General features: G+C 70.1%; 11 protein-coding genes and 1 pseudogene. 7 read left to right on the forward strand and 5 right to left on the reverse strand.

Going from position 1 to position 12,159, the window contains the following annotated elements:
* Position 1 precedes the first annotated feature (1 nt).
* Positions 2-871 (reverse strand): helix-turn-helix transcriptional regulator, encoded by an 870-nt coding sequence (locus KI385_RS23730; RefSeq protein WP_238574158.1) that lies wholly within the window; start codon positions 869-871, stop codon positions 2-4.
* Positions 872-1,055: 184 nt separating this feature from the next.
* Here KI385_RS23730 and KI385_RS23735 point away from each other — a divergent pair, with 184 nt between their 5' ends.
* A complete protein-coding gene (locus KI385_RS23735; RefSeq protein WP_238574159.1) occupies positions 1,056-2,111 on the forward strand; it encodes an aldo/keto reductase in 1,056 nt (351 codons plus the stop codon).
* A 49-nt stretch (positions 2,112-2,160) separates the two neighbouring features.
* The gene (locus KI385_RS23740) at positions 2,161-2,457 is read left to right on the forward strand and encodes a putative quinol monooxygenase (protein WP_238574160.1); all 297 of its coding nucleotides are present in this window, start codon (positions 2,161-2,163) and stop codon (positions 2,455-2,457) included.
* 286 nt (positions 2,458-2,743) lie between these two features.
* On the opposite strand, the gene KI385_RS23745 is transcribed toward KI385_RS23740, so the two are convergent.
* Positions 2,744-3,523, reverse strand: a complete 780-nt coding sequence (locus KI385_RS23745; RefSeq protein ID WP_238574161.1) for a DUF5707 domain-containing protein — start codon at positions 3,521-3,523, stop codon at positions 2,744-2,746.
* A 398-nt stretch (positions 3,524-3,921) separates the two neighbouring features.
* On the opposite strand from KI385_RS23745, the gene KI385_RS23750 reads away from it, so the two are divergent.
* On the forward strand, positions 3,922-4,266 hold the full coding sequence (locus KI385_RS23750) for a hypothetical protein (RefSeq protein WP_238574162.1): 345 nt from the start codon (positions 3,922-3,924) through the stop codon (positions 4,264-4,266).
* Positions 4,267-4,499: 233 nt separating this feature from the next.
* Here the strand turns inward: KI385_RS23750 and KI385_RS23755 are convergent, their stop codons facing one another.
* On the reverse strand, positions 4,500-5,114 hold the full coding sequence (locus KI385_RS23755) for a hypothetical protein (RefSeq protein WP_238574163.1): 615 nt from the start codon (positions 5,112-5,114) through the stop codon (positions 4,500-4,502).
* 511 nt (positions 5,115-5,625) lie between these two features.
* On the opposite strand from KI385_RS23755, the pseudogene KI385_RS23760 reads away from it, so the two are divergent.
* The 4 genes and pseudogenes from KI385_RS23760 to KI385_RS23775 all read left to right on the forward strand — a co-directional run.
* A pseudogene (locus KI385_RS23760) lies at positions 5,626-6,375 on the forward strand (ABC transporter ATP-binding protein); the annotation flags it as partial.
* Positions 6,369-6,698, forward strand: coding sequence for a helix-turn-helix domain-containing protein (locus KI385_RS23765; RefSeq protein ID WP_238574164.1), 330 nt, complete (start codon positions 6,369-6,371; stop codon positions 6,696-6,698). The pseudogene KI385_RS23760 and the gene KI385_RS23765, both read left to right, overlap by 7 nt.
* A 270-nt stretch (positions 6,699-6,968) precedes the next feature.
* The gene (locus tag KI385_RS23770) at positions 6,969-7,676 is read left to right on the forward strand and encodes a TetR/AcrR family transcriptional regulator (protein WP_281066896.1); all 708 of its coding nucleotides are present in this window, start codon (positions 6,969-6,971) and stop codon (positions 7,674-7,676) included.
* Positions 7,677-7,687: 11 nt separating this feature from the next.
* Entirely contained in the window at positions 7,688-8,659 is a 972-nt protein-coding gene (locus KI385_RS23775; protein WP_238574166.1) for an NAD-dependent epimerase/dehydratase family protein, read from the forward strand.
* 91 nt (positions 8,660-8,750) lie between these two features.
* On the opposite strand, the gene KI385_RS23780 is transcribed toward KI385_RS23775, so the two are convergent.
* Together KI385_RS23780 and KI385_RS23785 are read right to left on the reverse strand one after the other, a co-directional pair.
* A complete protein-coding gene (locus tag KI385_RS23780; RefSeq protein WP_238574167.1) occupies positions 8,751-10,211 on the reverse strand; it encodes an aminopeptidase P family protein in 1,461 nt (486 codons plus the stop codon).
* 213 nt (positions 10,212-10,424) lie between these two features.
* Positions 10,425-12,098, reverse strand: coding sequence for a PP2C family protein-serine/threonine phosphatase (locus tag KI385_RS23785; protein ID WP_425356946.1), 1,674 nt, complete (start codon positions 12,096-12,098; stop codon positions 10,425-10,427).
* Between the last annotated feature and the right edge of the window lie 61 nt (positions 12,099-12,159).

The raw sequence follows: 12,159 nt of genomic DNA on the forward strand, positions 1-12,159 counted from the left end.
TTCAGCCGACCGGAGTCCTTTCCCCGGCCCAGGCGGCCAGCAGCCGCAGCGCGGTGTGCGAGGGCGAGCCTTCCTCCACGGTGTGGGCGATCAGGGCCTGGTCCGGGTCGTCCGGCAGACGTAGCGTCTCGAAGCGGAGGTCCAACTCGCCCACCACGGGGTGCCGGTAGCCGTAGCGTCCGTGGGTCTTGTCCTTGAGGCGATGCTCCGCCCAGACCTCCTGGAACACCGGGCTGGCGGTGGTGAGTTCGTCGAGCAGCTCCGCCGTGTGCGGATCGTCTGGGTGGCGTGCGGCGTCGAGACGGAGGTAGGCGGCCACGTCACTGGCCTTGCCGCGCCAGTCGGCGTACAGATCGCGCATCCCCTCGTCGAGGAAGACCAGGCGGGCCAGGTTCCGCTGCCGGGGAGGAAGCGCGCCGAAGTCGGTGATCAGGGCTGCTGCGAGGCGGTTCCAGGCCAGGACGTCGGTGTTGCGGCCGACGATGTACGCCGGGACGTCAGGTGTCGAGTCCAGGAGCCGGCGCAGGCCCGGTCGCACCTGCTGCGGGCGGGGTTCGCCGTCCCCGCGCCCCGGTTCCGACCGGGGTACGGGGCGTGCCAGCCGGTACAGGTGCTCGCGCTCCACCGCGTCCAGGCGCAGGGCGCGGGCGACCGCGTCCAGCACCTCCTCGGAGAAGTGCAGGGTGCGGCCCTGTTCCAGCCGGACGTAGTGATCCACGCTCACCCCGGCCAGCTGGGCCAGTTCCTCCCGGCGCAGCCCGGGCACCCGGCGGCGGCTCCCGTAGTCCGGCAGCCCCAGTTCCTCGGGCCGCAGCCGTGCCCGGCGGGAGCGGAGAAACTCACCCAGTTCTGTACGTCGGTCCAGTGCCATGCGGCCAGTATTCACGGCCCGGCGCCGTGCGCGGTGGCCTTTGCCTGGTCATGCCGTGCCCAGGCATGGGCTGCCACTGGGTCGGCCCGGCGGCCGGCACCACAGTGGTGGACGCCGGATCGGTTCCGGCAGACCGGCGGCCCGCCCGGCCCCGGCCCTCCAACCGTATGGGGAGATACGCGACATGAGCGCAACCAACCTGCCGGCCCTTCCGCTCGGCACCACCGGCATGGACATCACCCGCGTCGGCTTCGGATCCTGGGCGGTGTCCGGCGCGGGATGGCGCTTCGCCTGGGGCGCCACCGACGACGACGAGTCCATCGCCGCCATCCGCCACGCGGTCGCCTCGGGCGTCAACTGGATCGACACCGCTGCCGTGTACGGGCTGGGGCACTCCGAGGAACTGGTCGGCAAGGCCATCGCCGGCCTGCCCGAGGCCGAGCGCCCCTACATCTTCACCAAGGCCGGGCTGGTCTGGGACCCGGACAACCCGCAGGCCGCACCCCGCCGGATCATGAAGCCGGCCAGCGTCCGCCGCGAGATCGAGGACTCCCTCCGGCGTCTGGGTGTCGACCACATCGACCTGTACCAGGTGCACTATCCGGACAGCGGCGAATCGCTGGAGTACGCGGGAGACGGCTACGGGTCCGTCTCCCCGAACGCCACCCCGCTGGAGGAGTACTGGCAGGTCATGGCCGATCTCAAGGCCGAGGGGAAGGTCCGCGCAATCGGTCTGTCCAATCACTCGGCCGAGCAACTCGACGCCGCGGAGCGGATCGCCCATGTCGACGTCATCCAGCCTCCGTTCTCGGCCATCAACCGCTCGGCCGCGCCTGAGATCGCCTGGGCCCACGCCCACGACACCGGTGTGATCGTCTATTCCCCGCTCCAGTCCGGCCTGCTCACCGGCGCGTTCTCGGCCGAACGCGCCGCGAGCCTGTCCGACGACGACTGGCGCTCCGCCCACCATGACTTCACCACGGGCCTGACCGCCAACCTCCGCCTGGCCGACGCGCTGCGGCCCGTCGCCGACCGGCACGGCGCCACCGTCGCCGAAGTCGCCATCGCCTGGGCCCTGGCCTGGCCGGGCATCACCGGCGCCATCGTCGGCGCCCGCACGCCCCGCCAGGTCAACGGCTGGATCGCAGCCGGCGCGGTTCACCTGACGCGGGCCGACCTCGACGAGATCGCCGCCGCGATCACCGACTCCGGCGCGGGCACGGGCCCCGCTCGCCCGTAGCCGCCGTACTCCACAAGGACCGCCGTACCTCACAAGGAGATCGCCGCCCATGTCCCTCGTCGTCATTGCCGAATGCCTGGCTGCCCAGGGTCAGGAGGACCGTCTGCGCACCGCCCTGGAGGCGATGATCGAACCATCTCTGGAAGAACCTGGCTGTCTCGCGTACAGCCCCTATGTTGACCCCAACCGTCCGGCCCGCATGGTGGTTGTCGAGGAGTGGACTGGCCCGGGGGCTCTGCAGGGACATTTCGCAACGGCCCATTTTCTGCATGCCAGGCAGGTCCTGGACCGTGTCCTGGCTGAGCCCATGACTGTGCGCACGCTGGTGGCCGCCCCCGCGGGGTGACGATGCCGCCGGGCACATCCAGGGCACAGTGCAACGGAAAACCCTGCGGACCAGTGAGAACTACCAAGCGTAGTTTTCCCTGGTCGGCAGGGGTTTCGTGGCAAAGCAGCAGGTCAGCCCCTATCCCTCTCTCCATTCGATCCTCAAATGGAGAGAGGGCGTGGCGCTGCCGATGGCGTAGCGAGTGGCCATGAGCGCCGAAGCGGCCTCTGATCCGGGGTGACAGATGCCGGCACGGCCGGCAGATGCGCACCGCACCGTCCGGCACCCGCCATACCCAGGGCTACTACTGCACGTCGACGTAGTCGCCGGTCGCCGAGACGGCCGGGGTGGTCGAGGTGCCGGCGAAGCTCCAGCGCCAGTAGCCGTCCACGGACGCGGTGGCCGTGGTCTTCAGGTCACCGGTGCTGGAGGTGTTCACCGTCTTGAGGGTGGTGTAGGTGCTGGTGCCCGCCTTGCGGAACTGGAGCTTGACCGGCTGGACGGTGTAGCCCGCGTAGGTGTCGGTGTCCCAGTTCGCACGGGTGAGCTTTCCGGTGACCGTGAGGGTCTTGCCCTTGGCCACCGGCTCCGGGGCTGCGTTGACCGTCAGCTTGGAGAAACGCTGGAGGCGGGTGGTCGTGTAGGCGTCCCGCTGGGCCCGGCTGTCGTCGTTGGCCCACACCTGGACTCCGACCTTCCAGGTTCCGGCGTCGGCGTTGGTGAGCCACGAGTCCGGTTCGAAGGTGAAGGTCTTCGAGCAGGTGGAGGTGGTCGCGCTGGAGGCGACGCAGTCCGCGGGGGTGGTGTCTTCGTTCGGCTTGATGTAGCCGTCGGGGTTGTCGGGGTCGGTGCCGCGCCACAGGTGGAAATCGGCGTCCCAGATGCCCGAGGGATCGGTGGCGGTCACAGAAACGGTGATCGTCTTGTCGGCGAGGCCGATCGCGATGTCCTTGCCGCCGTTGACGGCGACATTGGTGATCTGGATGTCGCCGACGGTCTCGTCCGCGTACGCGGACGAAACGGTGAATCCGCCCGCCACTGCGGTGGCAGCGGCGAGTACAGCGAAGATTGCGCGCTTGCGCATGGATCTCCCCATAAGGTGAAGATGCCCGCCGGATGCATGACACGGCGGGCGAGTGAGCGGCCAACTGTAAACAGTTGAACGTTTCTTCACAACGGCAAGGGCTCCCGTAACTGCCCTTGTCCCCACTTGTTCGACTTCTGTCGAGAGAGGCGAAACATCCGCCTGCGAGGGGTTCCTGTGCCGGTGAGAATCGATCGGGTCGCCAACTGGCTTGCGGGAGTTCTGTGTTCAGAGCGGATCGGGCATGGAATCCGTAAGTAATGACGACATCGGAGTTCGCGACAAAGATCGATCTGCGGGTCCGGAGCCGGAAAGCGATATGAAATCGCAGGTTTGAAAGACGTTTCGTGTACTCGCCCGAGGCAAGTAGGGGGGGCATGAACGGTCCCCATGAACCCATGCCCGTAAACGACTCCTACCACCCCTATGACCATAACCGGGACGCCCGCAGGCGTAGCCGGGACGGCGCCGGAGTAAACCGGACAGCCTTGGTCATCCATACGATCGCGGACATCGCCGCAGGTTTTCTGGGTCTGTGGATCCTGCTGTATCTGCTGGACGCCAACCAGGGAAATGTCTTCGTCGGCTTTGTGCACGGTATGGCCGACTGGCTCGCCGGATGGTCCCAGGACATCTTCACCATGGAGGTCGAAGGTCTGCGGGTTTTCCTCAATTACGGCCTGCCTGCCGTGATTTACCTTCTGCTCGGCCATGGGATCGCTGCGCGGGTACGCCGCCTCTGACCGATTCGTGGCCGGCGCGCTCGCGGGACCCAGGTGGCGGGGCAGTCCGCGAGCGCGTCATATACGTCGGCGAGGCCCGTATATATGTCGGCGAGGTCCGTGATCGGTCGTGCAGAGGGTCGCGGGCCTCGCGATGTGGGGCCGTCGGCCCGGACTCCGTGATCGGCCTGGACTCCGTGAGAAGCGGTCGACAGGGCCGTCGGGTCGGGTCACGGCCTGCTGCGGTCGCCGGGTCAGGGGTGACCGTTGAGGAAACCGATCAGGCTGGCGCCCCACCAGCCGAGCTGGCTGACGGAGGCGGCAACACCGGACCGGATGCGCAGCGCGCGGGGCACCCGAGCGTCCGTGTACCGATCGAGGCGCTGCCCGAGCCAATGGGCGTAAAGGCCGTTGAGGGTGATGGCCAGCACAAGACCCAGCTTGAGCCGGGTCAATGGCGATGCCACGTCCGGACGGAGGAACAGGCCGGTGACGATCAGCCCGGCCAGCCCGAGCCAGGTCGGGACCTGTAGTGCGGAGGCGGTGCGCAGGACGTCGTTCAGTCGTCGTCGTCCGAGCATCCACAGGAGGGCGAACCAGTCGACGGCGAGCACGGAGCCCAGCCCGACGACGAGCGCCACGAGATGCAGGAAACGGGCGGCCAGCTGTAGGGGCGGGTCGGCGTGGAGATGACCGGCCCCCCAGCAGACGGCTGCCAGGGCGGCGGTGCTCAGGACTCCCACGGCGACGAGCGCCCAGACCGGGGTGGTCGGGTTCTCGCGGACTCGACTGCCGTCGCCGCCGTCGCCGTCGTTGGCAGGCGCGGACCAGCTCGGCAGCCTGACGGGTCGAGGAGCCGGAACGGCCATCGATCTGTCGGAGATCGGGGCCACTGCTCAGTTCTCCGACGGGACGGCCGGAGCGAGTGAACGCAGCGGGGATCTGGATCTGGATCTGAGCATGGCTGAAAACCTTCGTTCAAAAATAAGGTAAGGGTAACCTAAGTGCCTGCTGTGAGTCCGTCAACTCTCTCCGCTATGCGGGCATAAGTTGCATATCGGTCATCAGGTGCGCCTCTTGATGGGTGAATCTCAGCCAATGGGCGTTGATCGGCTTCTCTTGGATATGGGCGAGCTGTGCGCGGAATAGGCGTGGGATGTGCGGCGGGGGAATTGTGTCGATTGCTCATCGACGATCCCCGTACCGACCGGCCCCGCGCTCCACCCCCGCCCCGGCCTCTCCCTCCACGGCACGGTCCAGTTCCACGACGTCGGCTTCCGCTACCCCACTGCGGACGCCACGGACGCCACGGACGCCACGGACGCCACGGACGGCTCGGCCCGTACGCCCGAGCCGGCCCTGGCCCGGATGTCCCTCACCGCCCGCCCCGGCGAGCTACTGATCGTCACCGGGCCCAGCGGCGCGGGCAAGTCCACCGTCTCCAAGCTGCTGCTGCGCTTCTACGACCCGGATTCCGGGACCGTGACGCTGGAGGGTGTGCCGCTGCACCAACTCCCGCTGAACCGGCTGCGCGAGCGGGTGACCCTGCTGCCGCAGAAGACCCTGATCCTGCACGACACCATCCGCGAGAACATCGCCTGCGGACGCCCCGGAGCGAGCGACCACGAGATCGTCGAGGCCGCGCGGGCCGCCGACGCGGACGCGTTCATCAACGCGCTGCCCGACGGGTACGAGACCGAGATCGACCCCAACTCGGCGCGTCTGTCGGGCGGTCAGCTCCAGCGCCTGGCGATCGCCCGGGCCATGCTGCGTGATGCGCCGGTCCTCGTCCTGGACGAGCCGACCACCGGGCTGGACGCGCTCGCCGCACGCCGTATCGTCAAGCCGCTGCGCAGGCTGATGCGCGGCCGCACCACCATCATGATCACGCACGATCTCAATCTCGCGCCCGACGCCGACCGCATCCTCGTCCTGGACGGCGGCCGGATCGTGGAGACCGGGCGGCACGAGGAGCTGCTGACCCGCGCGGGCGGGGCGTACTCCCGGCTGCACCGTTCGCAGAACAACGCGGTCATGGACACCGGCGAGCTACGGCTACCGCTGTCCGACGACGGACGCCCGCTCTTCCGCGACGAGGTGTGGCTGCCCGGCGGCGACCCCCGATGGTGAGTGTGGAGTCGCCGGGCGGACGGCCGGAGCCGGTGCAGGTGTCGGTGCCGCCATCGGACCTTCCCCGCATCCTCCTCGTCGACGACGACCCCGCCGTGCTGCGGTCGTTCGCGATGCTGTTGCGCCATCTCCTCCAGCACGCGCGCCAGGTGCTCACCGGCGAGCAGCTGATGGCGCAGGTGTGGACCGGGGACGAACTGCCGTCCGCCAACGCGCTGGAGGCGCACATCGTGCAGCTGCGCGGGAAGACGGAGGCGGGCGGCGGGCCGCGGCCGATCCGTACGGTGCGGGGCGTCGGTTATGTGCTGGGCGCGCGGGAGTGAGGCGCGGCCGGGAGGTGAGACCGCGCCCGGGAGGGCACGGGCGTGAGGTGCCATGAGATGTCAATCCGGGCGAACCTCGGCAGTCGGATAACTGACCGGAAATCGTCCTTCAAACTCGGTGAGCAGCGCGGTCTCGCGGTGAGAGGACCTCCCCCGCGGCGTCCCCCGTCCCTGCGAGACCAGCGCGCACCAGGATTAACGCGAAGTTGCTCGCGTTAATCTTTCTCGGACAATACTTGGCGTGAACCCGCACTGCAATACGGAGCCGTCGTGACGACAGCGCACCATGCCCCGGGAGGGGCCCGGCCCGGCGGGCGGACCGCCCGCACCCGCGAGGCCGTATTAACCGCCGTCTTCAAGGAGTTGGGGCACGGCGGCTTCGCCGCGCTCACCATGGAGAAGGTCGCTCAGCGCTCGGGAATTCATGTGGCGACGCTCTACCGGCGCTGGCGCTGCGTCGAGAGGCTGGTCTGCGAGCTGCTGACCGATCTGAGCTCCGATGTGCCGCTGCCGGACACCGGCACGCTGCCCGGGGATCTGCGTGCGCTGGCCCGCTCGCTCAGCGCGTTCTACGGGGATGCGCGGATGTGCCGGCTGATCGAGGCGGTGGTCTCCGCCGCGGCCCGCGACCCGCAGGCGGCCGCGGTGCTGCGGTCCTTCTTCGGTGAACGGCTGGTGCTGGCGGGCCGGATGGTGCAGCGGGCCGTCGCACGCGGCGAGCTGCCCGCGGACACCGACCCGGAGGAGGTGATGTCGGCCCTCGGCGCGCCCTTCTACTACCGGATCCTGATCGCTCGTCGCCCCGTCGACCAGGACCTCGCCGAGTCCACCGCCATCGCCGTCTGGGCGGCGGCCCGCGCGGGCGCGTACGCGAGCAAGGGCAACACCAACAGCAACTCCGGTAACAACAAGACAAACTGGCGCAGCAACATCAAAAGCACGGCAACATCGCCAACCAAGACCGACGGTGCTGACTAGCCTCAACACCCATGCGGATTCTCATTCTTGGCGGTACGTCATTCGTGGGCCGCGCCATCGTGGAGGACGCTCTGCGAACCGGCGCGGAGGTGACCTTGTTCGGCCGGGGGAAGACCGGAACCGACCTGTTCCCCGGGCTGACCCGGCTGATCGGCGACCGGGACACCGGCGACTACGCGGCGCTGTGCGACGGCAGTTGGGACGCGGTCGTGGACGTCAGCGGCTATGTTCCGCGCCACGTCGGACAGGCGATGGACGCGCTGGGCGACCGGGTCGGGCGGTACCTGTTCATCTCCAGCCACGCGGTGTACGCGCGCACAGGGGTGGCGCCAGGCTCGACGGAGGACACCCCGCGCCGTCCGCCCGTACGCGACACCGAGGAGCTCGTCGAGGAGACCTACGGCCGGCTCAAGGTGGCCTGCGAGGACGATGTGCTGGCCCGGTACGGCGCGCGGGCGACGATCGTGCGGCCGGGGAAGGTGGCCGGGCCGTACGACCCCTCGGACATGTTCACGTACTGGGCCCGCCGGGCCGCGCGCGGCGGACGGGTGGCGCTGCCCGCCGACCCGGGGCAGCCGGTGCAGATCATCGACTCGCGCGACCTGGCCCGTCTGGTGGTGCAACTGCTCGCCGACGACCGCCCGGGAGCGTTCCACGCGGTGGGGCCGGCCGAGCCGGTCACGCTCGGCGGGCTGATCGAAACCTGTGCGCGGGTGGCGGGCAGCCAGGTCGAGATCGTACGGGTGTCCGCCGAGGGAATGCCGCCGATGTTCCCGCTGGTCCGGCCGGACCGGCCGACGCAGCAGCGCGACCCGGCGCGGGCCCGGGCGGCGGGCCTGCCCGCGACCCCGTTGGAGGCGACCGCCGCCGACGTCCTGGCTTGGGACCGCGAGCGCGGTGAGCCGCCGCTGGAGTGCGGCTACTCCCCCGAGGAGGAGCGGGCGTTGCTCGCGCGGCACGACGGCGCGGCCGTCGACGGCTGACGGGCCCGGCCGGCACCGGAGGAGCCCGCCGGCACCCGCCCCGGACGGGTTCGCCGGCATTCACCGGCGAACCCCTCCGAGCGTCATACGCCTACTTGCCGAGCAGCCCCGCCATCCACGCCTCGACCTCGTCCGACCGCCGCGGCAGCCCGTCCGACATGTTCCGGTTGCCGTCCTCCGTCACGAGGATGTCGTCCTCGATCCGGACGCCGATGCCGCGGTACTCCTCGGGCACCGTCAGATCGTCCGCCTGGAAGTACAGGCCGGGCTCGACGGTGAGCACCATGCCGGGCTCCAGCGTGCCGTTGACGTACGCCTCGGTGCGGGCCGCGGCGCAGTCGTGGACGTCGAGGCCGAGCATGTGGCCGGTGCCGTGCAGGGTCCAGCGGCGCTGCAGCCCCAGCTCCAGCACCCGCTCGACCGGGCCCTCGAGCAGGCCCCACTCGACCAGCTTCTCGGCGAGCACCCGCTGCGACGCGTCGTGGAAGTCACGGAAGGCCGCACCCGGCTTGACCGCCGCGATGCCCGCCTCCTGGGACTCGTACACCGCGTCGTAGATCTTGCGCTGGAGGTCGGTGTAGCGGCCGTTGATCGGCAGGGTGCGGGTGACATCCGCGGTGTAGAGGGTGGTGGTCTCCACGCCGGCGTCCAGCAGCAGCAGGTCGCCGGAGCGGACCTCGCCGTTGTTGCGGACCCAGTGCAGGGTGGTGGCGTGGGGGCCGGCGGCGCAGATCGAGCCGTAGCCGACGTCATTGCCCTCGACGCGGGCGCGCAGGAAGAACGTTCCTTCGATGTAGCGCTCGCTGGTCGCCTCGGCCTTGTCCAGGACCTTCACGACGTCCTCGAAGCCGCGCACCGTCGAGTCGACGGCCTTTTGCAGCTCGCCGATCTCGAACGCGTCCTTGACCACGCGGGCCTCGGACAGATAGACCCGCAGCTCTTCGTCGCGCTCGGCGGTGACCTTGTCGGTCAGCGCGGCCTCGATGCCGGCGTCGTGCCCGCGGACGACCCGGACCGGGCCGGTGGCCTCCTTGAGCGTGGCGGCCAGCTCGCGGACGTCCTTGCAGGGGGCGCCGAGCAGCGCCTCGGACTCGCTGAGGCTGTGGCGTCGGCCGACCCACAGCTCGCCCATGCCGTTCAGCCAGAACTCGCCGTTCTCGCGGTTGGAGCGGGGCAGCCGGTAGATCGTCGCCTCGTGGGAGTCACCCTTCGGCTCCAGGACGAGGACGCTGTCGTCGGTCTGGTCGCCGGTGAGGTAGACGTACTCCGTCGAGGCGCGGAAGTCGTACTCGGTGTCGTTGGAGCGGGTCTTGAGATTGCCCGCCGGGATCACCAGGCGCTCACCGGGAAAGCGCGCGGACAGTGCGGCGCGGCGCCGGGCGGCGTTCGGGGCCTGCTCGATCGGCTGCAGGTCGCGCAGCTCGGTGTCGGCCCAGCCACTCTTCATGTTCTCCGCGAGCTCATCAGAGACGCCCGGGTAAAGGCCGTTCTTGCGCTGCTTGATCGGCTGCTCGTCCTCGTCCGGGGTCTCCGGCGTGAGCTCGTCGGTCACAATGCCTCCTTTTAAGACTGAACCGCGACTGAACCGCTTTCCATCGTATGTGCGGATTGAAAGCGGTCCAGGGGCAGGAAGGTGTGACCTCTCGGGCACTCCGGTCATAGGGCGCGATATGGCCACCGGAGCTTGGGTGTGCGGCGTGCCGTCAGGCTTGAACTACACGCTGTTCCCCGAAGCGCGCTGCTCCCGAAATACGCGCTGCCCGCGCTACCCCTCGAAGTACGCCGCGAGCAGCACCACGTCCTCCTCCGACGACGGATCGTCCAGTCCCTGCGGCAGCATCGTGCGCACGATGTGGTCCACGACCGCCTCCGGATCATGGCGGGCGGCCCTGGGGACACCGGCCGCGGCGGCGTGCAGCCGGGCGAAGGCGCGGTCCATGGGCTCGCCGGTGCGGTGCAGCAGCCCGTCGCTGTAGAGCAGCAGGGTCTCGCCGCCGGCCGGTTCGATCTCCACACTCGGCGCTTCCCAGCAGGCGAGCATGCCCAGCGGTGCGGACAGCGAGGTCTCCACGAACTCGGTCCGCAGCTCCCCGAGGATCAGCGGCGGACAGTGACCGGCCCCGGCGAGCACCAGCTTGCGCGGCATGGCCGCGCTCCCCCAGCTACCGCCGGAGGCGCCCCCGCCCATGCCCTCCAGGGAGCGGGGCGCGCCCGGCGCGCCGGGCGGCGGCTCGGTGAAGGCGAACAGCGCGGTGGCGCTGCGGGCGGGCTCGGTCAGCCGCATCAGCAGTTCGAGGTCCGAGAGGACCGCGACCGGATCCTCGCCCTCCATGACCGCGTATGCGCGCAGGGACGCCCGCAGCCGCCCCATGGCGGCCACCGCGCTCGGCCCGGAGCCGGTCACCGAACCGACGGCCAGGCCCAGCGCGCCGTCCGGCAGCGGCAGTGCGTCGTACCAGTCGCCGCCGCCGCGCGGGCCGGTGCTGTGCCGCACCGCGAGGCGTACGCCGGGGACCCGTGGCAGCCGGCGGGGCAACAGCTCCTCGCGAAGGATGCGGCCGGCTTGTTGGCTGCGGTGGAGCTCGAGGAGGCGGGCGAGGTGTTCGGCGGCGTGCGCCCGGTAGAGGCCGACGAGGTGGCGCTGGCGTTCGGTGGGTTCGGCCGGTTCGTCGTAGAGCCAGACCGCGGCGCCGGTTCTGCCGAGGGGTTCGGCGGTGAGCGGAACGGCGTAACTGGCGGCGTATCCGAGGCGGGCGGCGACCTCGCGCAGGCGGGGGTCGAGGCTCTTCTCACCGGGGATGTCGGGCTCGGTGATCTCGGTACGCGCGTCGATCCGGGGGTCGCGTCGGCGGCCGGGGACAAGGCCCTCGCCAGGGGCGCCGCGACGGGTCTCGTCGAGCGGGTCGGTGCGGGTGTCGTCGCCGGTGGCACCCGGCTCCGGGAGGCCGTCCAGTATCCGCGCGTACGACAGGGCGCGGCGCGGGATGGTCTCGATGTGGCCGATTTCGGCGTGGCCGAGACCGAGGCCGACGGTGGTCTCCGGGCCGAGTCCGTCGGCCGGTGCGAGGACGACCAGACCGCGGCGCGCGCCGACCAGTGAGGCGCCGGCGCGCAGCAGCTCGTGCAGGGCGTCCTGCAATGTGCGGGTGCGCGCGAGCTGTTCGGTCAGGTCGTGCAGGGTGCTGAGGTCGGAGATCCAGCCGGCCAGCCGGTCCTGGACCGCGGCGAGTTGATCGACGACGGAGATCTCGGGGGAGGGGCCGGGCACGGTGCCGGCCGTGGGGTCCGTGGCGTCCTGAGGGGCGCCGGACGAGGGGTCGGAGGGGGTGTCGGTGGTGGCGTCCGCGGGGGTCTTTGCCACGCGCGGGTCGGCAGTGTGCGTGGGGGCGGGAAGAGCTGGTTCGATTCCAGCCACTTTCGGCACATGGGGGGCGGTCATGGCCGACGGCTATCGTCGCGCCGGGTATTGCCCCAGGTCAGGCCGCTTTTTGGTAGGGAGT

This window comes from Streptomyces inhibens (genome assembly GCF_022221585.1).
In the GTDB taxonomy this organism is placed as follows: Bacteria; Actinomycetota; Actinomycetes; order Streptomycetales; family Streptomycetaceae; genus Streptomyces; species Streptomyces inhibens.

Excerpts from the sequence above, each read along its gene's own strand:
- KI385_RS23730 (WP_238574158.1), bottom strand. The coding sequence starts at position 871 with ATGGCACTGGACCGACGTACAGAACTGGGTGAGTTTCTCCGCTCCCGC.
- KI385_RS23735 (WP_238574159.1), top strand. The coding sequence starts at position 1,056 with ATGAGCGCAACCAACCTGCCGGCCCTTCCGCTCGGCACCACCGGCATG.
- KI385_RS23740 (WP_238574160.1), top strand. The coding sequence starts at position 2,161 with ATGTCCCTCGTCGTCATTGCCGAATGCCTGGCTGCCCAGGGTCAGGAG.
- KI385_RS23745 (WP_238574161.1), bottom strand. The coding sequence starts at position 3,523 with ATGCGCAAGCGCGCAATCTTCGCTGTACTCGCCGCTGCCACCGCAGTG.
- KI385_RS23750 (WP_238574162.1), top strand. The coding sequence starts at position 3,922 with ATGCCCGTAAACGACTCCTACCACCCCTATGACCATAACCGGGACGCC.
- KI385_RS23755 (WP_238574163.1), bottom strand. The coding sequence starts at position 5,114 with ATGGCCGTTCCGGCTCCTCGACCCGTCAGGCTGCCGAGCTGGTCCGCG.
- KI385_RS23765 (WP_238574164.1), top strand. The coding sequence starts at position 6,369 with ATGGTGAGTGTGGAGTCGCCGGGCGGACGGCCGGAGCCGGTGCAGGTG.
- KI385_RS23775 (WP_238574166.1), top strand. The coding sequence starts at position 7,688 with ATGCGGATTCTCATTCTTGGCGGTACGTCATTCGTGGGCCGCGCCATC.
- KI385_RS23785 (WP_425356946.1), bottom strand. The coding sequence starts at position 12,098 with ATGACCGCCCCCCATGTGCCGAAAGTGGCTGGAATCGAACCAGCTCTT.